The following is a 20336-nucleotide window of genomic DNA, read 5'->3' as shown; positions in this document are numbered from 1 at the left end:
AGCCTAGACCTCGTTGACGAACTGTCAATAGCGTGAGAGCGGGTATGAGAGGACTCTCACCCCGAGCGCAGCCGACGTCTCGCCTAGGCTCTGGCTATGGGGAGTGAGCGGCGCACCAGGCTGAGTCCGGAGCAGCGTCGCGCGCAGTTGGTCGCCCTCGGCGTCGCCTTCTTGGCGGACAGGCCGCTCGACGACCTGACCATCGAGGAGCTGTCGGAGCGGGCGGAGGTCTCGCGGGCGCTGATCTTCCACTACTTCGGCTCGCGACAGGGCCTTCATCAGGCGGTGGTCGCGCGCGCGGGTGACGCGCTGCTGGAGGCGACCCATCCGCGCGAGGAGCTGGCCGCGGTGGAGCGGCTGCGTGACACCCTGCGCCGCATCGCGCTGTTCGTGCGCGAGAACCGCGGCACCTTCTTCTCGCTCGTGCGCGGCGTCGCCAGCGGCGACCCCGAGGTGCGGGTGGTCGTGGACCGCGCTCGGGATGCCAACGCCCAGCGTCTGCGCGACGTGTTCGCCGAGCTGGGAGTTCCCGCCAGCCCGCTGCTCGACGTCGCCCTGCGCTCCTGGGTGGCATTCGCCGAGGACGTGCTGATCGAGCTGGCCGTCGATGACGACGTCGACATCGACGACATCGTCGGCTTCCTCGAGCGCAGCGTGCAGGGCGTCGTGTCCGCCGTGGCTCCCTGACACACGTCGGGGGGCCGTTCGTCAATCGTCTTAGCCGGATCCGTCGGTCCGCTTTAGCGTGGTGCCATGGCCGGAAACGTCGCAGAACTCTTCGTCCGCACTCTTCGTCACGCCGGGATCACCCGCATCTGGGGGTTGCCCGGCGACTCCTTGAACGCCTTCACGGATGCTCTCCGCAAGGACGGCGGCATCGAATGGCTGCACGCGCGGCACGAGGAGTCCGCGGCGTTCGCGGCGGGGGCCGAGGCGGAGATCACGGGGGAGCTCGCCGTCGTCGCCGGCAGCTGCGGCCCCGGCAACCTGCACTTCATCAACGGCCTCTTCGATGCGCACCGCTCGCGCGTGCCGCTGTTGGCGATCGCCTCCCACATCCCGTCCGCCGAGATCGGCAGTGGGTATTTTCAGGAGACGCACCCGCAGGAGCTCTTCCGCGAGTGCAGCCACTACGCCGAGCTGGTCTCCGACCCGGCGCAGCTGCCGTGGGTGCTCGAGACGGCGATGCGCACAGCGGTCGAGAAGCGCGGGGTGGCGGTGGTCGTCGTTCCGGGCGATGTGTTCTTCGCGGATGCTCCCCATCGACGCCCGTCCGCGCCGATCCGCGCCACACGCCCCGTCGTCGTGCCGTCCGCATCCGAGCTGGAAGAGGCGGCCGCCGTGTTGAACGCGGCGGGCAAGGTCACGATCCTCGCGGGGGCCGGAGTAGCGGGTTCCCACGACGAGGTGCTGGCGCTCGCCGGCCGTCTGCAGGCACCGATCGTGCACGCCTTCCGCGGCAAGGAGCACATCGAGTACGACAACCCCTACGACGTCGGAATGACGGGTCTGCTGGGCTTCTCCTCCGGCTACCGCGCCATGGAGAAGTGCGATGCGCTGCTGATGATCGGCACCGACTTCCCGTACCGGCAGTTCTTCCCCGAGAAGGCGAAGATCGTGCAGATCGACATCCGCGGCGAGCAGTTGGGACACCGCACCCCCATCGACGTCGGGCTCGTGGGGGATGCGGGTGCGACCGCATCCGCTCTACTGCCGCTGATCGATGAGGGTCGCAAGGAGCACCACCTGAAGGAGTCGGTCGAGCACTACCGCAAGACGCGGCGCGAGCTCGACGGGCTCGCGAACGACGACGGCAAGAAGCCGATCCACCCGCAGTACGTCGCCCGTCTCGTGGACGAGCTGGCGGCGCCGGATGCGGTCTTCACGGCGGATGTGGGCACGCCCGTCATCTGGGCGGCGCGCTACCTGCACATGACCGAGCAGCGACGTCTGCTGGGCTCGTTCACGCACGGCTCGATGGCCAACGCGCTGCCGCAGGCGCTCGGTGTGCAGGCCGTCGACCGATCCCGCCAGGTGATCGCGCTCGCCGGCGACGGCGGGCTGGCGATGCTCATGGGGGACCTTCTCTCGATCCGTCAGAACGATCTGCCGGTGAAGATCGTCGTGTTCGACAACTCGGCGCTGGGCTTCGTCGAGGTCGAGATGAAGGCGGCCGGGATCGTCAACTACGGCACCGATCTGCACAACCCCGACTTCGCTGCCGTGGCTGAGGCGGTGGGGATCACCGGTATCCGCGTCGAGAGTGCCGCCGACCTCGAGCCCGCGCTGCGGCGCGCGCTGGCCGACCCGGGTCCGGTGCTCGTGAACGTCGTGGTCGCCCGCGAGGAGCTGTCGATGCCGCCGTCGATCACTGCGGCGCAGGCCAAGGGCTTCTCGCTGTGGGCGCTGCGCACCGTGCTCTCGGGCCGTGGCGACGAACTGCTGGATCTGGCCGACACGAACCTCTGGCGTCGCCTGTTCGACTGAGCGGGCGGCGTCGCGTCACCTGTCCATCGCGTCGCTGCCGATAGACTCGATGGGCCAGCCTCTGTAGCTCAGTGGAAGAGCCACTCCGTCCTAAGGAGCGGGTCGGGGGTTCGAATCCCTCCAGGGGCACCGAAGTCACGTCACGTGAACCCTGAGAGGCCGGAGACGCCGTGTTCTCGATCCCTTCTTCTGTCCTTCGTCTGTGTGGGGGACTCTGCGTGCCGGCGGGAGCAGATGTCGTACTCGTACACCATCCCGTGATGGTTCTTCGGGATGTGTACGGGCAGTCTTGATCCCAATCGCCCGCAGAGCACATACGGTAGACGGAGGTTCACGCATGAGCGAAGACGAAGTGACGCGCATCCGGTTAATGGCTCAGGATGAGTTGTGGTCTGCCAGCGGTAGATCCGACCTGAGCATCGAGGCCTGCGAGGCGATCATCGAAGTGGGCAACGAAGACGCTCGCGCCGGGCTCGCCGGAAATTTCGACGCGCCCGAGTCGGTGCTCGGAAGACTCGCTGAACGTGATGACCACGTGGGCGTCATCGCGAGGGAGAACCCGAACGCGCCCGCGGACGCCAAGGATCAAGCCCCTATCGGCAACCTCGGCAACTCGGCGATCGTGCGCTACATCGAACAGCGAGCCGCGTCGCCCGACCAAGCGCAGGCGCTGTCGGAGGCATACGAGCACGCGCCCCACCCAGGTGGACCTCCCCTTGGAGATGTCTGGAGAGAGATCGTCAGCCGTCATCCAACTATTTGACGACAGGCGGAGCGCGCCGCACGATGCCGCCGCTCCAGCCGCGACGAGCGATCAACATCCTCCCGCCGACCTCTCCCCGCCCTAGCGATCAGTTGTCACCGGAGCCTGTCGAGGCCGTCTGGCGCGAGCGTGGAGTGCTGCGTGTAAACGGGGCCGAAGTAGGTGTCGATCGCGGCGACGTTGCGCTGGCCGAAGACGGCGGTGGTGACGGTGACAGCCGATGTTCGTCGTGTTCTCCGCGCGCGATGCCGGCCTTGTCGAGATCGCGCGGGTGTACGTGCGCCTCTTTTCCCTATCGAGATTTTCGGCCGGGCTTACCAGTCGTGCGATCGACGTCCGCGCACTCGCGAGACGGATCTCCCTCGGCTGATTCGTCTGCGCCCCTCGCTGCCTGATCGCAGCAAGGGGCGCAGACGGGTTTCGTTCCACCAAAGGGACGCGCCTCGATGAAGTGACCGCTTTGTGAGGTCGTCCCCCGATCCGAGCCGGGTCGGGGGAGCGGGCTGCCGTGACCCAGTGCTACGCGGTCACGGCAGCGATCTTCCGGGCAACGCTCTCGGCGAGCGCGTCGATGCCCTGTGGGCCGTTGGTGGAGAGCAGGCCGACGCTCGGCGACGGGTGGACTTCGACGGAGGCGGGGTTGGGCTTGTGCAGGTTGTGGATGCCGGCCTGCTCCAGTGCCTCGTCGATGTAGTACGTCAGGCGGGTTTCGCCGGGGGTCGGCTGGTGGAGGTAGCCGTAGTCTTCTGCCATGCGTTCGGCGGCCTGCGGGACGGTGCTGACCGTGATGCCGGAGAACGCGTTGTCCTCCACCCGGTAGCTCTCGCCATGTGCGTCCACCCGGAACTGGGTGGAGGTGAGAATGACGGGTGCGTGGCAGATGAGGGAGAGTACGACCTCGCGTTCGCGGGCGACGTGCAGCAGCTCGCCGAGCCAGGGGTCGTCGCGGAAGCTCACCATCGGCGCGTGACCGCCGGGGGCGTGGATGAAGTCGAACTCGCCGAGGTCGAAGCTGTCCTCTGGGTTGCGGTGTCGTTCGATGATCTCTCGTGCCGAGGCGAACGTCCTTTCGGGGAGGGCTGCCAGTCGCGCGGCGAGCGTGTCGTGCATCAGGGCGGCCTCGCGGTCGGTGGCCGGCAGCGCCGGGGTCAGGCGCAGTCGGCCGAGGTGACGCTCCAGGGTTTTCAGTTCGCGCTCGCGACGTTCGACCAGTGATGCGAACTGCGCACGGTAGGTGTCGACGTCGAAGTCGTCGCCTGCTTGAGCGGCGCGGGTGGCCTGCATCATCGGGCCGAGCTCGTCGACGGCATGGTAGGCCAGTGCGATGCCGTTGAGGTCCATGATCGGCACCTGCCCGTCGGGAGTGACGAGGGTGAACTCGTGGGTGTCCTCGAAGCGTTCGAGGATGCCGGCAAGCTCCACGAGGAAGAACCCGACGGGGAGCGAGGGCACCTCGGTCGGAGAGGCGAGCGGCAGGTCGCCGCCGGTGGGGATGAGGATGAGCGCTTGGCGCTTGTCGGTGGTGGACATGAGTGTTCCTTTCAGGAGGGGGTGGGTGCGTGGCAGGATGCCGCGCGAGTTGAGGTCAGCGCTGCGCGGTATTGCCTTGCGCCGCGTGGGAGACGTGCTCCCACCGCGCCCAGGTGTCGAGGCGCTGCTGGTAGAGATGGCGCACCAGCTGGGTTGGCTGCGAGCCGAAGAGCACGCGCAGCGGCGGCTCGGTCGCATCCACGATCTGCAGGAGTGCGTCACCGGCGGCGACAGGGTCGCCCGGGGCATTTGCGCGTCGGGCGGCCCCGAGCGCTGCGCGCACGTCGTCGTAGGCGGGGTTCGGCGCCGCGTGCACGGCAGATGATCCGCCCCAGTCCGTCGCGAATCCGCCCGGCTCGACCAGGGTGACGTGGATGCCGAAGCCCGCGACCTCCTGTGCGAGCGATTCGCTGAGACCCTCGAGGGCCCACTTGGATGCGTGATAGCCGCCGAGCGAGGGGAACGCGCCCACGCCGCCGATCGTGGAGATCTGAACGATGTGCCCGGAACCCTGGGCGCGCAGGTGGGGAAGGAACGCCTGAGTCACCCATAGCGCGCCGAAGAAGTTCGTCTCCAGCTGGGCGCGCACCTCCTCTTCGGTGAGCTCCTCAACCATGCCGAAGAGCCCATAGCCGGCGTTGTTGACGACGACGTCGATGTGCTCGAACCGCTCGAACGCCGCGGCGACGGCGTCAGAGACGGCGCTGCGGTCGGTCACATCCAAGGCGAGGGACAGGACGGCATCCCCGAACTCCTTTTGGAGGTCTGAGAGGGTCTCGACGTCGCGAGCGGTCGCGACGACGAGGTCTCCGCGACGCAGGGCGGCCAAGGCGAACTGTCTCCCGAACCCTCGTGATGCGCCGGTGATGAACCAGGTCTTGGTCATGTCACGTTCCTTCCTCTGGCGAGATGCAGGTTGCGCCCCGCGTCGATTGTTATACCGAAGTACAACTTATACCCAAGTTCATGATTGTGCTACCGTTTACCTTGTGATCGAGTTGGGAACACCGCCGCAGCGGGGTTTGCGCGAGCGGAAGAAGTTGCAGTCGCGTCGCGCGATCCGTGACGCCGCACTTGCCCTGTTCGCCGAACGCGGCTACGACGCGGTCAGCGTGGACGAGATCGCGGCCGCAGCGGACGTGTCGCGCGGAACGTTCTTCAACTACTTCCCTGCCAAGCAGGACACCGTCACGGAACCCGACCCCGAAGAGCGGGAGACGTGGGCGCAGATCCGGGAGCGTCACGCAGACACGCAGCCGTTGTGGGACGCGATCACCGGAAGCCTCCTGGAGGGGTTGAGCTCGATCGAGGGATCCTTCGTCGCCTTGAGGAAGATCAAGGCATCCTCGACGCCTGAGATGTCTGCAGTCTTCGCCCGCGGCAGCCGCTGGATCGCGGACGACCTGCGCGCCTGGGTCGATGAGCGCTCCGGCGGCTCCGCCATCGCGCGGCTGCAGCTCGATGTGGCGATGGCCGCCGTGGGTGCCGCTTACGAGCACTGGGACGCCGGCAATCCCTTCTCAGAGTTCCTCGACGCGGCACGCCACAACCTCACCCTCGCCGGGGGAGGATTCGACCGACCAGCATCCGACGACGCATCAGAGGAGACGACATGACCTTCCCCGACACCTTCGCCATCGGAGGCGACGTCCCCGTCACGCGTATCGGATTCGGAACGATGGGACTCACCGGCGACGGGGTGTGGGGTGAGCCCGCCGACCGGTCTGCGGCGATCCGGGTCATCCGCGCGGCGGTGGACGCCGGCGTGAACGTCATCGACACGGCCGACTCGTACGGTCCCGCCGTCACCGAAAGGCTGGTCGCCGATGCGCTGCGGCCCTACCGTGATGACGTCGTGATCGCCACGAAGGTGGGCACCGTTCGCACCGGACCGAACGTCTTCATCCCGCTCGGGCGACCGGAGTACCTCGTGCAGCAGGTGGAACTGTCGCTGCGCACCCTCGGGCTCGACACCATCGACCTCATGCAGCTGCACAGACTCGACCCCGCAGTACCGATCGCCGACCAGGTCGGCGCGCTTCAGAACCTGCGGGAGCAGGGCAAGATCCGTCATATCGGATTGTCCGAAGTCACGCTGGAACAGCTGCAAGAAGCAGAACGCACCGCGCCGATCGCTGCTGTTCAGAACATGTACAACCTCGCCGTTCGTGTCTCGCAACCCGTGCTCGATTACGCCACTGATCGGGGTATCGCATTCATCCCCTGGTTCCCCATCCGCACTGCCGGACTCACGGACTCCGGCAGCCCACTGGCAACTGTCGCCCGGCAGAGCGGTGCGACGCCCGCTCAAGTCGCCCTCGCCTGGATCCTCCACCGCTCACCCGTGACGATCCCGATCCCCGGCACCCGCTCGATCACCCATCTGCACGAGAACGTCCAGGCCGGCGCGCTCCGCCTCACCGCTGAGCAGATGACCCTGCTCGACGCCGTTTCCTGACCTCGGAAGAAGACACCATGCCTACGATCGCCATTGTCGGAGCCGGACACGGCCTCGGGCTGTCTGTCGCACGACGCTTCGGACATGAGGGCTTTTCCGTCGCGCTGATCGCACGAAACGCACGATCGTTGAACACACTGGTCGACGAGCTCTCCGGCCAGGGCATCCGTGCGGCCGCGTTTCCTGCGGACCTCCTCGACAGGGAGGCCCTGGCGGGTGCACTCGGTGACGCGGCGGCGCACTTCGCCGGCATCGATGTGCTCCAGTTCTCTCCCGCAGACGTGACCAGTCCGGCGCTATCTGCGGCCGCCATCCTCGACACCGCCCCCGAGAACACCCAAGCGCAGATCGAGTTCTACCTCTATGGCGCGATGACCGCCGCTCGAAGCGTCCTCCCCGAGATGCGGGCACGGGCAACGGGCGCCATCGTCTTCGTCACCGGCGGGGGGTCGGTTGAACCGGTTCCCTACTTCGGCAATATTTCCGCAGCGACCGGTGCGCTCCGAAACTACGCCCTCAACCTCGCAGACGCCGTCGCGCCCGACGGGGTGCACGTCACGCACCTCGCGCTCAAGCTCGCCATCTCCGACCACACAATCCCCGGCCGGGTCACGATGAGCGCGGATCAGATCGCCGAGACGATCTGGCGCATCCACGCAACCCCGGTCTCGCACGAGGTCCTTCTGCGAGGGTGACGGACTGGTCTGTGGGTGACGGTGCTCCGACGAGTCGCCGCAACCGGTCCTCGACAACTACTGCGCGTGCACCGAGAAGATGCCGATGCGAACCGCGTCGGTCCGTCCGAGGACCGGTCCGAGTGTGCCGACCAGTGGAACGTCTCTGAGCCAAGCGAGCGCGCCGTCAGGAACCTCGAGTCGCGGCGAGGTGACGAATGCGTCCGGATCCGCGTCGGCGGGCAGGGTTCCCGCGTTGATGATGCCGATGGTGACGCCGTCGTCGGTCTGCACGGTGTAGCGGGCCCAGACGTCCGCACTGCCGTCTTCTCGTGCGGTGTTCCAGTCCGCTCCGCCGGGAAGAACGCGTCCTGTCAGCACGGGTCCGGTCATGGAGCCGCCTGCGATCGAGATCACGCGTCGGAACCCCCCTGGGAGGGGACCGATGTCGTAGACGGGGCCGAGTTCGACGATCAGCGTCGTCACGGGACGGATGCTCATGCGGCGTCCTCCTCCTGCCTGCGCAGTCGTTCTTCGCGTCGTCGTCGCTGCACGACGGGGTCGGGGACGGGCGCTGCGGCCACGAGCGCCTGCGTGTACGGATGCTGCGGACGATCGCACAAGGACACAGTTTCACCGGACTCGACGATCCTGCCGCCGTCCAGAACCATCGTCTGATGAGCGAACTCACGCACGACCGCCAGATCGTGTGTGATGAACAGGTAGGAGACACCGAGCGATGACTGGAGGTCTGCGAGCAGCGTGAGCACCTTCGCCTGAGTCGTGACGTCGAGCGCGCTCGTCGGCTCATCGCACACGATCACGCCGGGGCGCATCACCGCCGCGCGTGCGATCGCGATTCTCTGGCGCTGACCGCCGCTGAACTCCGCGGGATACCGGCGCAGGGCATCGACGGGCAGTCCGACGCGTTCAATGACCTCGGCACACCTGCTGCGGATCTCGGCTGCTGAGACAGCCTCGATCGCGCGGATGGGCTCCGCGAGCGATTGCGCGATCGTCAGCGCTGGATTGAGCGAGCCGAACGGGTTTTGGAACACGGCCTGCAACTGGCTGGCGACCTCTCGCCGGCGGCGAAGAGGCAGCGTGGTGATGTCGCGGGAGCCGAGCACGATGCTGCCGGCTGTGATGGGAGCGAGCCCGAGGATGGCTTTCCCTATGGTCGATTTCCCCGAGCCGGACTCGCCGACCAGCGCGAGCGTGCGACCGACCGGGATGGAAAAGCTCACGTCGTCGATCACGCGGCGCGCGGGGTTGCGCAGCCGTTTCGGATATTCGACAGCGAGATGCTGGACGTTCAGGGCAGTGGGTGAGGTGCTCATCTGATCTCCACCAGACTCGGCGTGCTCTCCAGGAGAACGCGGGTGTAGGGGTGTTCGGGGTCCTGGAAGAGGTCGACGGCCGCACGCGACTCCACGATCTCTCCGTGCTGCATCACCAGGACCCGGTCGCACACATCGGCCACGACCGCGAGGTCGTGCGTGATCAACAGCACGGCGAGCCCACGACTGTCGCGCAGGCTGCGCAGTAGATCGAGGATGCCGGCCTGCACCGTCACGTCCAGCGCGGTTGTCGGTTCGTCCGCGATGATGAGGTCCGGTTCGCCCGCGAGCGCGATGGCGATCGACACGCGCTGCAGCATGCCGCCGGACAGTTCGTGCGGATGGCTGCGCAGGATACGCGCCGGATCGCTCAATCCGACCGAGCGTAGAAGGTCTGCCGCTCGCTCTTTGCGCTCAGTGCTGTGGAGAGTGGTGAGCCGGCGCAGCACCTCGTCGAGTTGGGAGCCGACGGTGAAGAGCGGGTCCAGGGCGACCATGGGCTCCTGCGAGACCAGACCGATCCTTCTGCCGCGGATGCGTCGCAGCGTCGCTGCGTTCGCGCCGGTCAGCAGTGTGTCCTCGATCCATGCCCCGCCGGATGTCACGGCGGCGCCGTCGGGCAGCAGGCCCAGCAGAGACAAGCCGGTGATGGTCTTGCCGCTGCCGGATTCGCCCACGAGACCCACGATCTCACCGCGGTCGATCGAGAAGTCCAGCGAGCGCACCACCTCGTCCGGGTAGGCCTGGGAGAAGGCGATCGAGTAGTCCCTCACGCGCAGCAGCGAGCCTGCAGGCGGCGTTCGCTCCGCCGCGGACAGTGCTGCGGCGCGCGACCGATCGCGCAGGCCGCGGCGGGCGCGCGTGCCGCCTCGACGTGTGACGCGTCCCTCGTTGATGTCACGCACACCGTCGCCGATCAGGGCGAAGCACAGGGTCATGAGCGTGATGATCCCACCGCTGAAGATCAGCAGGAAGGGAGACTGGAACATCACGGAGGCGGCTTCGCCGACCATCCCGCCCCAGCTGGGCAACGGCGGAGCCGTGGCCAGGCCGAGGAAACCGAGGCCGGTCTGCAGCCCGAGCGCCGCTCCGGTGAACAGTGCCAGCTGCACCATCACGGGACCGGTCACGCCGGGCAGAACGTGGCGCAGCATGATCCGACCGGCACGGAGGCCCGAGATCTCGGCCGCCGACACGTAGAGCTCCTCGCGGATCGCGAGCACCGATCCGCGGACGACGCGGATGAGGCTGGATGAGAGCAGGAAGCCGAACGTGATCATCGCGGCATACAAGTTCTGGCTGAACACCGCCAGTACCGCCAGGACGATGATGATTCCCGGCAGTGAGAGCATGATGTCGACCAGCACGCCGATGCCCCGGTCGACCCAGCCGCCGAGGTATCCAGCTAGAAGCCCGAGCAGGATGCCGCTGGCGGCGAAGACCGCCAGGGCCACGGCCGTACCCGTCAGGGCGGGCTGCCCACCGAAGAGAAGTCGCGAGAGCGTATCGCGCCCGAGGGTGTCGGTGCCGAGCCAGTGCGCGGCGGACGGCGCTTGCAGCACCGCTTGGAGGTCCTGCTGCAGCGGATCGTACGGGGCTATCCAGGGCGCAAGGGCGACGAGGGCGACGACCGCGAGGACGATCACGGCGGCCGCGGTGGCGACGACATTCACCCCGAGCATGGAGGCCAGTTGGTTTCCCTGTCGGCGCCGCGCAGAGGGAGCGGGCTCTTGGATGCCTGCCGGAACGATGATGGTCATGAGAGGCGCACTTTCGGATTGATCAGGCCGTAGGCGAGATCGATGAGCAGATTGACGACGATCACCATCGCGGTGAGCACGAGGGCGATGCCTTGGATGACGGGGATGTCGTGTCGTGTTGTGGCCGAGACGGCGAGGGATCCGAGGCCGGGGAGCACGAAGACGTTCTCGATCAGCACGGTTCCGGAGAGGGAGGCGACGAAGACGATGCCGAGCACGGTCAGGATCGCGACGCCGGATCCGCGAAGCGAGTGCTTCCAGATGATCGATGCCTCGGAGGCGCCCGCCGCCCGGAGAGTGCGCACGAAGCCTTGGCGCATGGTCGTCATCATCTGATCGCGCGTGACCTTGGCGACGATCCCGATGGCGCCGATCGCGAGCGCGCACACCGGCAGGACGAGATACCACACCCACAGCCCGGGGGAACTGGTGAAATCAACGTACCCGGTGGAGGGAAACCATCCCAGTGCTCCGGCGAACACGAGCGAGATGACCAGGCCGAGCCAGAAGTTCGGCAGTGCGCCGCCGACGAGCGACCCGACATCGACCAGTCGCCGAAGCACCGGTCCTCGCGTGGCGCTGAGAACTCCGAGCAGGATCCCGATCGCTGCGGCCATGACGGTGCCGAGGACGATGAGGGAGAGTGACACGGGCAGACGCTGGGCGATCGTCTGCAGGACGGGTTGTCCGGTGTAGACCGAGGTGCCGAAGTCGCCCCGGAAGATGCCGCCGATGTACATGCCGTACTGCACCAGGACCGGCTGGTCCAGGTGCAGTGCCGCGCGCAACGCCTGGTACTGCTGATCGGTGGCGCTCACGCCCAGGAGGGAACGTGCCAGGTCGCCGGGCAGGAAACTCTGGATCACGAACGTGATGATCGAGACGAGGAAGAGGAGGGGGATCGACAGGGCGAGGCGGCGCCAGATCAGATTCAGCATGGGGTTCTCCAGGGGTGGGGCGGCGGACGGCGCCGCCCCACCCGGATGTCACGAAGCGGGCGACCAGCTCAGGATGGAGTTGGGCAGACCGGTGTCGCCGATCCAACGGAATCCGTCGACCGACTTCGCGTGTGCGTAGATCAGTTTCTGGTTGACGACGGGGATCGTCAGCGCCTGCTCGGTGACCACGGCGGTGAGAGCCTGAGCGGCGGTGACTGCGTCCTCCCCGCTTGCGCGTGACAGGGTGTCGAAGGCCGCGTTGACGTCGTCGTTGCTCACCTTGTAGGGATTCATGATGGCGTCGGGCGTCCACGCGAACTGCGACATGAGGTACATCGGCAGTCCTGATCCGCCGAAGATGGTGGCGGGGTACTGCCCGGACACGAAGTCGTTGACCCAGGCGCCGAAGTCGGGTTCGGACTTCAGCTCCATGGTCACCCCGATCTCCTGGAACTGGGCCGCGAGGGCCTGGGCGAGCTTCGAATCGCTCGGGCTGGGACCCTGGAACAGCACGGTGAACGAGAATCCGTCGGGGTAGCCGGCTTCCGCCAGCAGCGCCTTGGCCGCATCCACGTCCTTGTCGTAGAGCCCCTCCAACGACGGGTCATATCCCCACGACGGGTCGCCCTGCAGAGCCACCTGGTACGCAGGTTCGCCGTACTCGCCGAGCGCGGCGGTCGCGACGGCCGGTCGATCGATGGCCAAAGCGAGCGCCTGTCGGACCTTGGGGTCGGCGAGAGCGGGAACCACGGTCCCGTTTCGATCGGTGAGGTACAGGCCGTTCCACGCGCCCACCCGGGCATCCATGACCACGTTGTCGCTGACCGTGTTGGCGACGTTCGCGTCCACCTGGATGACCTCGACCTGCCCCGTGTTCAGGGCCTGGACGAGCTGTGCGGCGTCGGGGATGACCTTGATCTCGATCTTCTCGTACTTTGCCGCATCCTTGTCGAAGTACGCATCATTCCGCACGTACACGTAGGTGCTGTCGGGTACGGTCTGCGCGGTGTCGAGGACGTACGGGCCCACTCCGAAGGTCTGACCGGCGCGCGCGTTGTCGTCGGCGAGCCCGGCAGCACTGATCGGCGAGAAGGCGTAATAATCCTGGGTGAGGAGCTGGTCGATGATCGGGTTGGGAGTCTGCGTCTTCAACTCGACTTCCGTGTCGTCGAGAGCGGTCGCGGTCATGCCGAGGAAGTACGCGCGTGTCGGGCCGGAGCCGTTGGCGAGGAAGTAGTCGAACGAGTCGACGACGGCTTGCGCGTTGACCGGGGTGCCATCGGCGAAGGTGAGCCCTTCGCGCAGCGTGAAGCGGAATGTGGTGTTGTCGTCGCCGACGTAGCCCCACTTGTCGGCCAGGCCCGCGACGACGTTGTTGTCGTCGTCGATCTGCAGCACCGACATGTACGCAGGGTCCTCGTACCAGCGGCCCTGACCGTTCGCTGCACGTAGCGGGTCGAGCGAGATGGGCGGGCTGTTGAACCCGACGGTCAGGGTGCTGTCGGTGGGGACGGAGGTACCGCCCGCCGCGCAACCACTCAGGGTGAGCGCGGCTGCCGCGGCGGCGACCACCAGTGCTTTCCGGAACTTCATGATGTCTGCTTTCTCTGCTTCGTCGGCCGTGCGACATTGCGACGACCTGACGGGAGTCTTCTTAGGGTGCGGGGTGTGAGCGCGAGGTGTGCGGGGGAGGCGGGGATGAGCGAGGGCGGGGGTGCTCGAGCGGCGCGCGCGGTCATGTCATTGCCCTTCCTGCACGGCGGCGGCGGCATCTAGCAGACGGCGCCAGCGCGCGTCGCCGCTGGGTCCGATGCCGGACATGCGGCTGCAGACGTAGCCGAGGGCGAGCTCGCGTTCGGGATCGGCGATGCCCAGTCGGCCACCGGCTCCGGTGTGCCCGAACGACGCCGGGCCCCATCCCGGCATGCTGGGCGACGAGAGCTGGAAACCGAGGCCGAATCGAATATCGGGCCCGGTCGTGCCGGATTCGACCAGTGTCTCCACCTCGTCCGTGCGGGGGGTCGTGACGAACCGCCGCGTGTCGTCGGTGAGTAGACGCACACCGTCGACTTCTCCGATGGTGGCCGCGTACATCTTCGCGAGCGACCGTGCGTCGGTGATCGCCCCGATTGCCGGCCGAGAAGCGCCGTATGCTGCGGCCAGGGCGGCATCGTCGGTGTGGTCGAGCGTCATCGGCGGCTCCTCCTGCATGTGGAGGGTGCGGGTGTGCGCGTAGCTACCGACCGGCGCCTCCTCCTCGACAGAAGGCGCCGCGGGCGGCCACCGGTCGGGAACGACGCGGTCGAACACCGACGACGGGGCCCCGAACCACATCTCCACGTCCAGCGGTCCGGCGATGCGCTGCCTGAGGTGCGTGGCCAGGTCGACGCCGGTAGCGCGCCGAACGATCTCATCGAGCAGCGTGCCGTATGTCACCGGGTGGTAGGCCATCGCGGTGCCTGGCTCCCACATCGGCGTGGCGCCGGCCAGAAGGGCCGTGACCGCGGGGCCCCGGTGCAGATCGAGACCGCTCAGCCCGCTTCCCAGCGGCGGGTAGGGCAGGCCCGCGGTGTGCGAGGCGACCATGGCGACGGTGACGTTGGATTTGCCCGCCGTAGCGAATTCCGGCCAGTAGTGTGCGACGGGTGCCTCGACGTCGATCAGTGAGTCCTGCACGAGCAGGGCGAGCAATGTCGCGGTGATCCCCTTGCTGCACGAAGCGACCATCATGAGCGCGTCGTCAGCGACCGTGCGCCCGCGCAACACATCCCTTCCACCGACGAGATCGACCACTTTCCGCCCGCGGTGGTACACGGTGACGGCTGCCGCATCCTCGCCAGGGTCGACGAAGTTGGCATGAAATGCGTCCGCTACCGCGCCCCACCCCTCCGCGACGCCTGCGCCCCTCACTCGCCGCTCCCGTTGCGAATCAGCACGGCGGCCATGCGGTCGAGTGTTGCTGCGGTGTGCCGGGAGCCGATGGCGTTCAGGTGACCGTGCGGCACGCCCGCGGCGACCACCTCGGTCACCTCGACGCCAGCGGCGCGCAGGTCGCTTGCGAACGCTGCCCCGGACGGACGCAGGTCATCGAACTCGCACATCTCGATGTAGGTGGGACAGTAGCCACGCAGATCGTGGGCGAGACCCGGATAGGAGAGCGCGTCGGCGGTTGACAGCGGTCCGCCCAGGAAGTTCTCGTTCATCGCGACCGTCACCTCCTCCGGAAAGCGCAGGGGGGCCGGGATCTGCGCCAGGCACGCAGCTGTCTCGGCATCGGGCGCGGGCAGTCGAGGGTGCAGCACCGGGTAGAGCAGCAGCGCGGCGGCGGGGCTCACGCCCTCATCCCGCGCGCGCAGCGCGATGGATGCGGCGAGATTGCCGCCGGCGCTGGCTCCGCCCACCTGCACGTGGTCGGTCGGCACGCCCCATCGGCCGGCGTTCTGGCGGAGCCAGAGATACGCCGCCCAACAGTCGTCGTGCGGAACTGGGTGGTGCACCCCTCCCACGCACAGGCGGTAGTCGACGCTCACGACGACGACGCCCGCGCGCGTGACGAGACCTCTCGCCACCGCATCCGCCTCGGGCATGTCGAGGTCGCCCCCGATGAAGCCGCCGCCGTGCAGCCACAGCAGCGCTCCCGCTGCGGCGCCCGATTCGTCGGTGGGCTCGTAGATGCGCACGGGGATCGGGCCATGGGGGCCGTCGACGCTTGTGCTCGTCACTCGTGCCGAGGTGGGTTCGGCCGCGCCGAATGGTCGGCCGAAGGCCTCCATCTCTGCGAGCATCTCCTCGGTCAGCTCGAGCGGATTGACCGGGCGGTCCTCGATCATCGCCACGCGCTCGGCATACTCAGGCGTCCACACACCCGCGAGCGGGAGGCGGTTGATCGGGTCAAGGGGGTCGTCGTTCATGTGATTCCTCGAGGAGAGATGCTGAATGCGGAGGCGATTGGCGCGGCCGTGTCAGACGTGAGCGGGTGTGGCGGCGGGTAGCGATCGATGGAAGTGCGCGGCACCGCCGACGAAAGGTGCGGCGTCACCGAGCTCGCCGGATGTGACGCGGAGATCACGAGCGGCGAGCGGCGAGCTGTCGCGCACGAGGGCTTCTCGCATCCCGACGGTGACGGTCTCCGCTGCCGCGCCTAGTGCGCCGTCCACGATGATGATGTCGGGATCGAGGATGCCTACAACGGGGGCGATGATGCTGCCGATCCGGGCACCGAAGTCGCGTAGCGCCGCCACGAAGACCGAGTCGCCTGCGGCCACGCGCGCTGCGACATCTGCGGGGGAGAGATCGTGGCCCACGACGGTGGACAGCTCGATACGCAGCGTCTCGTAGCCGGCCTCGGACCAGAAGCAGCCGCGATTGCCGCACGGGCACAGGGGTCCGTCTGCGCGCACCGAGAGGTGACCGATCTCGCCGGCCATACCGCTGCGTCCGGGACGCAGCTGTCCGTCAACGACGATGCCGCCTCCCGTCGTGCGAACCAGCGACAGGCACAACACGATGTGGCCGCCGCGTCCGGCGCCCAGAAGCGATTCGCCGAGCGCGCTGAGATTGCCGTCGTTCTCCATGACGGCCCTCAGCCCCAGGCGAGTCTCCAAGACCTCGACCGGGTCTTCGCCGGCCCAGGTCTGCAGCTGGCGGATGCTGGGAGGGTTGCTGCCCCAGCTGGCAAACGCTGAACGACGATGCGGTGCCGGGTCGCCGCTGCGAAGGGTCGTCACCGGGCCTGGAACCCCCACCACCGCCCCCGCGAAGTCTGCGATCTCACGGCCCGCGTTCTCTGCAGCGCAGCGGAACAGTTCAATGATCTGATCGATCGTGAGTGGTCCGGCGGACTCGCGGCGCGTCGATGCGGCACCCAGCACCGTCCCGTCGCGTTCGACGGCGCGCACCACGACCTCCTCGGGTGCCTCGATGTACACCAGGACCGGCCGGGGCCGCTCGGCGAGCTGGTATCGCCGCGAACGCCGACCACGTCCGCCTGACGACTTCTCCTCGAGCACGCGGAGCTCCTGTTGCTCAACCATCGCGTCGAGCGCGCGCTGGACGGTGCTTCGTGCCGTGGACAGGGCTGCTGCCAGATGTGCGACCGTCGCGTCGGATTCGAGCGCGAGGTAGTCGAGGATCCGACCGCGCGTCGTGTTCGTTGACACATTCACTCCATCGTGAAAATACGTTCAATTGACGTTAAAAGGCCCCTCATATAGGGGATAAGTGGAAGATATACGCCGTTTTTTTGCGACGCAAGCGACCATGCTCCGATTCTAATATGAGCGAATGCGCGTAATTAATGCAGATTAGTGTGGTTATAGCGCTTTCAGGTGTACTGAAGGTTTGCTAGTGTTGTCGCATGTTGATCATTGCGATCGTCATCATCACCCTCGCTCTCGTCTTCTACACTGTCGGCATCTGGTCCGAGCGGATCCAACGCAGGTTGAAGTGGTGGCACGTCTTCTTCTTCGCTGCCGGTCTGGCTGCGGACGCGACGGGAACCGCGTTAATGAGGCTCATTGCGTCCGACCGCAGGGCGATGGGCGTCGAAGAGGGACCCGCCGCGGTACTCATGGCGTGGACGGGGACCGCCGCCATCCTGCTCATGGCGTTGCATCTGCTCTGGGCGATCGTCGTCCTCATCCGTGACCGTGAGCGTGAGTTGATCGCGTTCCACCGCTTCAGCCTGCTCGTGTGGGCGATCTGGCTCGTCCCCTACCTCGCGGGTGCGGCCAGCGCCATGGTGAAGTGAGTCGGTCTCGGCCGCGGCGGGTCGAGTGCTCAATGTGCGCGCGTGAGCCTGCACCCGCATGGCCTCGTGGAAGAGGCGGAGGGGGGAGGGTCGGATACTTCGCTTCAAGCGCAGCTCAGATCGCTGTCACACTCATGCACCCTCCTTGGCTGACTGTTCGCGATCAAGCCGAGGTCAGCGACCGCGTGCATCCCTCATCGGAGGCGGGCGTCACAGTCATCGACTTTCTGTCGTGACGGTAGCTCGCGCGGCTCCGGCGTCTGGTCGAGAGTAACGGCGCCGGCGTCGCGGACATCCTCGAACGGCTCCGGTGGCCACGCGATGAACGACTCGTCGAACGCGTCGGCGCAGGGACGTCGCCGTTCGGCCCCAGGTCCCATGCTTCACGAACTCCGAGCATCTCGAGGAGCGGAGCGGAGCCGTTGTTCACGGTGACCGTTGGGGTCGTCGCCATTCGACCCGCATCCGTCGGCGTGAGACTGCATCTTCTTCACGAGATCACGGTGTCTACCCGTGATCTCGTGACCGATCTGCAGTCTCGCGGCGGGATGGGCGGATGCGCCGTAGCGTCCGTCGAATGGGCGCGCGCCGCACAGCACGAGTGCTACATCGCCGAAGTGGAGGGCAGCATCCGGGGTACGGCGTGGGTGGTGCTCGCCGAGCGGGTGCCGAGCCCTCGATCCCTGACGCGCGCCACCTCGCGAGATGGCGCGTGGCCGTCTACGGTGTGGGGATGGATCTGCGCATCCGGAGGGCCGTCGATGTCGATCTCACTCCGGTCGCCGAGCTGCGGTGGTCATCGATCGTCGATGAGAAGAACGCCGTGCCGGCGACGGAACGTGTTGCTTTCGTCACGGCGTTCGTCGAGTGGGCGCGCGCCGCGCGACACGAGTGTTACGTCGCGGAGGTTGAGGGCGACATCCGGGGAGCGGCGTGGGTGGTGTTCACCGAGCGGGTGCCGAGTCCCCGCGCTCTGACGCGCGTCACGGCCGACCTGCAGGGTGTCTACGTCGATCCGGATTACCGAGAGCGGGGGATCGGGGAGCGTTTGATCACGCACGTGGTCGACGAGGCGACCGCGCGCGGAGCGGAGCGGGTGGTCGTCCACAGCAGTGACCTCGCCGTTTCGTTGTACGAACGCGTCGGCTTCACGTCGTCCCGCACCCTGCTGCACCTCTGACGCACCGCCCCGTCTCGGGCCAATGACGCACAGCCCCGTCTCGGGCCGAATCTGTCGCGCCGCACCACGGGCGGAATCTGTCGCGCCGCCCCAAGAGACCTGCGTGTCTCAACGGTTCACGCTCGGGGTCGCTCCGGCGTGCACCAATGAGACACGAAGCGCGGGTTGTTTCCTGTGTGTCCCCATCGTGCACGCGTTGAGACGACGCGGCGTGCACAACTCAGACACGCATGCCCGCGCAAAGCCCGCCCTGGTGCTCGCGCACAGTATGCAATATATTGCGACAGTCGACGAGTGTTGGCAACACGGATGAAGGGGGCAATAATCATGGAGAACGTAGGGATCACCAACGTCGTACTGGTGCACGGGGCGTTCGCAGACGGATCCGCGTGGAGGGGCGTCTACGACGTGCTCACGGCATCGGGGCACCGGGTCTCGGTCGCACAGATCCCGTTGACGTCGTTCGACGACGACGTCGCTGCCACCCGACGCGTGCTCGACCGACAGGACGGGCCGACGATCCTCGTCGGGCACTCCTGGGGCGGCACCGTCATCACCGAGGTCGGCGTGCACGAGAAGGTCGCGGGCCTCGTCTACGTCTCGGCGCTGATCCCGGATGCGGGGCAGACCAGCGGCGAGCAGTACGAGGGCTTCGCGCCCACCCCGGAGTTCGTCATCGACGTCGGCGACGACGGCTTCGGCTTCCTCAACCCGGATGCGTTCAAGCCCGGCTTCGCTGCGGACGCGAGCGATGCGGATGCGGCCTTCCTCTGCGATGCGCAGGTGCCGGTGAACATGGCCGTCTTCGGGGCCGAAGTGACCCACGCCGCGTGGCGCGACAAGCCGAGTTGGGCGGTCATCGCCACGGACGACCGCGCCTTCGACCAGGCGATGCTGCAGCACATGGCCACGCGCGCCGGTGCGACCATCACGAACGTCGCGGCCAGTCATGCCCTCTACTTCACGCAGGCCGAAGCCGTCGCGGAGGTCATTGCCACGGCGGCGCGGGATGCGGCATTGTCAACCAGCGCCTAAGTTCGGCTCCTAACCTGGGCGGCGTGTATCGCCGTCTCGCCGTCCTGCCCCTGCTCGCCGTGCTGGCGCTGGCCGGATGCGCCTCCGCCTCCGCGCGCATCAGCGCGGAGGCCTGCCTCAACGTCATGAACTCGTGGCAGGAGTACGCGAGCTTCGCCGAGACCCCCGGTCGCGCGGATGGTGCGGTGGCCGAGGGGCGCGCGGCGGTGCGGGATGCGGTGAGCCGCGCCTCGACCGGCGCGCCGGAGTGGATGCTGGCGCAGATGAAGGAGGCCGACAAGGCCCTCGACGCGGTGACCGCCGCACCCTCGAGCCCCGACGGCAAGGCGGCCTTCCAGGCCGCATCCGACGCGTTCGAGACGATCCGGGATCAGTGCAAGGCGGACCGGAACCTCTAGCGGGCGATCCGTCCGCTCACAGGA

The 20336-nt window shown here is 67.3% G+C and carries 20 protein-coding genes and 1 tRNA gene; 11 read left to right on the top strand and 10 right to left on the bottom strand.

Features of this window, described 5'->3' with window-relative positions; translation table 11 throughout:
* The first annotated feature begins 96 nt into the window (after positions 1 to 96).
* From EHF32_RS07720 to EHF32_RS07705, 4 genes are all read left to right on the top strand, one after another.
* A complete protein-coding gene (locus EHF32_RS07720; RefSeq protein WP_137417637.1) occupies positions 97 to 687 on the top strand; it encodes a TetR/AcrR family transcriptional regulator in 591 nt (196 codons plus the stop codon).
* 66 nt (positions 688 to 753) lie between these two features.
* Positions 754 to 2487: a ubiquinone-dependent pyruvate dehydrogenase gene (gene poxB / locus EHF32_RS07715; RefSeq protein ID WP_137417636.1), complete on the top strand. Its 1734-nt coding sequence runs from the start codon at positions 754 to 756 to the stop codon at positions 2485 to 2487.
* Between the two features lie 57 nt (positions 2488 to 2544).
* Positions 2545 to 2616, top strand: a tRNA-Arg gene (locus EHF32_RS07710).
* 208 nt (positions 2617 to 2824) lie between these two features.
* Positions 2825 to 3250 carry a hypothetical protein gene (locus EHF32_RS07705; RefSeq protein ID WP_137417635.1) on the top strand — a complete coding sequence of 142 codons (426 nt, stop codon included), beginning with the start codon at positions 2825 to 2827 and terminating at the stop codon, positions 3248 to 3250.
* Positions 3251 to 3769: 519 nt separating this feature from the next.
* Here the strand turns inward: EHF32_RS07705 and EHF32_RS07700 are convergent.
* Positions 3770 to 4780, bottom strand: coding sequence for a hypothetical protein (locus tag EHF32_RS07700; RefSeq protein ID WP_137417634.1), 1011 nt, complete (start codon positions 4778 to 4780; stop codon positions 3770 to 3772).
* Positions 4781 to 4835: 55 nt separating this feature from the next.
* Complete coding sequence (locus EHF32_RS07695; RefSeq protein WP_137417633.1) at positions 4836 to 5666, bottom strand: SDR family oxidoreductase; 831 nt, start codon at positions 5664 to 5666, stop codon at positions 4836 to 4838.
* Positions 5667 to 5769: 103 nt separating this feature from the next.
* Here EHF32_RS07695 and EHF32_RS07690 point away from each other — a divergent pair, with 103 nt between their 5' ends.
* The 3 genes from EHF32_RS07690 to EHF32_RS07680 are packed head-to-tail and all read left to right on the top strand — an operon-like array spanning position 5770 to position 7933.
* Positions 5770 to 6396 (top strand): TetR family transcriptional regulator, encoded by a 627-nt coding sequence (locus EHF32_RS07690; RefSeq protein WP_238343825.1) that lies wholly within the window; start codon positions 5770 to 5772, stop codon positions 6394 to 6396.
* Positions 6393 to 7238 (top strand): aldo/keto reductase, encoded by an 846-nt coding sequence (locus tag EHF32_RS07685; protein WP_137417632.1) that lies wholly within the window; start codon positions 6393 to 6395, stop codon positions 7236 to 7238. The genes EHF32_RS07690 and EHF32_RS07685 overlap by 4 nt, the downstream gene beginning before the upstream one ends.
* A gap of 17 nt (positions 7239 to 7255) precedes the next feature.
* Positions 7256 to 7933: an SDR family NAD(P)-dependent oxidoreductase gene (locus tag EHF32_RS07680; RefSeq protein WP_137417631.1), complete on the top strand. Its 678-nt coding sequence runs from the start codon at positions 7256 to 7258 to the stop codon at positions 7931 to 7933.
* A gap of 57 nt (positions 7934 to 7990) precedes the next feature.
* Here the strand turns inward: EHF32_RS07680 and EHF32_RS07675 are convergent, their stop codons facing one another.
* The 8 genes from EHF32_RS07675 to EHF32_RS07640 all read right to left on the bottom strand — a co-directional run bounded on the left by EHF32_RS07675 (position 7991) and on the right by EHF32_RS07640 (position 17109).
* A complete protein-coding gene (locus EHF32_RS07675; RefSeq protein ID WP_137417630.1) occupies positions 7991 to 8413 on the bottom strand; it encodes a DUF3237 domain-containing protein in 423 nt (140 codons plus the stop codon).
* A complete protein-coding gene (locus tag EHF32_RS07670) occupies positions 8410 to 9252 on the bottom strand; it encodes an ABC transporter ATP-binding protein (RefSeq protein ID WP_137417629.1) in 843 nt (280 codons plus the stop codon). The genes EHF32_RS07675 and EHF32_RS07670 overlap by 4 nt, the downstream gene beginning before the upstream one ends.
* Positions 9249 to 11012: a dipeptide/oligopeptide/nickel ABC transporter permease/ATP-binding protein gene (locus EHF32_RS07665; RefSeq protein WP_202876840.1), complete on the bottom strand. Its 1764-nt coding sequence runs from the start codon at positions 11010 to 11012 to the stop codon at positions 9249 to 9251. Before EHF32_RS07665 ends, EHF32_RS07670 begins: the two co-directional genes overlap by 4 nt.
* On the bottom strand, positions 11009 to 11950 hold the full coding sequence (locus tag EHF32_RS07660) for an ABC transporter permease (protein WP_137417628.1): 942 nt from the start codon (positions 11948 to 11950) through the stop codon (positions 11009 to 11011). Before EHF32_RS07660 ends, EHF32_RS07665 begins: the two co-directional genes overlap by 4 nt.
* Positions 11951 to 11998: 48 nt before the next feature.
* Positions 11999 to 13543, bottom strand: coding sequence for an ABC transporter substrate-binding protein (locus EHF32_RS07655; RefSeq protein WP_137417627.1), 1545 nt, complete (start codon positions 13541 to 13543; stop codon positions 11999 to 12001).
* Between the two features lie 147 nt (positions 13544 to 13690).
* Positions 13691 to 14860 (bottom strand): serine hydrolase domain-containing protein, encoded by a 1170-nt coding sequence (locus EHF32_RS07650; protein ID WP_137417626.1) that lies wholly within the window; start codon positions 14858 to 14860, stop codon positions 13691 to 13693.
* On the bottom strand, positions 14857 to 15861 hold the full coding sequence (locus EHF32_RS07645; RefSeq protein WP_137417625.1) for an alpha/beta hydrolase: 1005 nt from the start codon (positions 15859 to 15861) through the stop codon (positions 14857 to 14859). Before EHF32_RS07645 ends, EHF32_RS07650 begins: the two co-directional genes overlap by 4 nt.
* Positions 15862 to 15912: 51 nt before the next feature.
* A complete protein-coding gene (locus EHF32_RS07640) occupies positions 15913 to 17109 on the bottom strand; it encodes an ROK family protein (protein WP_137417624.1) in 1197 nt (398 codons plus the stop codon).
* Between the two features lie 197 nt (positions 17110 to 17306).
* On the opposite strand from EHF32_RS07640, the gene EHF32_RS07635 reads away from it, so the two are divergent.
* The 4 genes from EHF32_RS07635 (at position 17307) to EHF32_RS07620 (ending at position 20312) form a co-directional block, all read left to right on the top strand.
* Positions 17307 to 17699, top strand: coding sequence for an HsmA family protein (locus EHF32_RS07635; protein ID WP_137417623.1), 393 nt, complete (start codon positions 17307 to 17309; stop codon positions 17697 to 17699).
* A 733-nt stretch (positions 17700 to 18432) separates the two neighbouring features.
* Positions 18433 to 18879 carry a GNAT family N-acetyltransferase gene (locus tag EHF32_RS07630; RefSeq protein WP_137417622.1) on the top strand — a complete coding sequence of 149 codons (447 nt, stop codon included), beginning with the start codon at positions 18433 to 18435 and terminating at the stop codon, positions 18877 to 18879.
* A 327-nt stretch (positions 18880 to 19206) separates the two neighbouring features.
* Entirely contained in the window at positions 19207 to 19914 is a 708-nt protein-coding gene (locus tag EHF32_RS07625) for an alpha/beta fold hydrolase (protein WP_202876839.1), read from the top strand.
* Positions 19915 to 19937: 23 nt separating this feature from the next.
* Positions 19938 to 20312: a hypothetical protein gene (locus tag EHF32_RS07620; protein ID WP_137417621.1), complete on the top strand. Its 375-nt coding sequence runs from the start codon at positions 19938 to 19940 to the stop codon at positions 20310 to 20312.
* The last annotated feature ends 24 nt before the right edge of the window (positions 20313 to 20336 follow it).

Source organism: Microbacterium sp. RG1, assembly GCF_005347485.1.
GTDB classification, from domain to species: domain Bacteria; phylum Actinomycetota; class Actinomycetes; order Actinomycetales; family Microbacteriaceae; genus Microbacterium; species Microbacterium binotii_A.
Note: the sequence above shows the minus strand (reverse complement) of the source record. Positions and strands in the feature narration are given on the sequence as shown.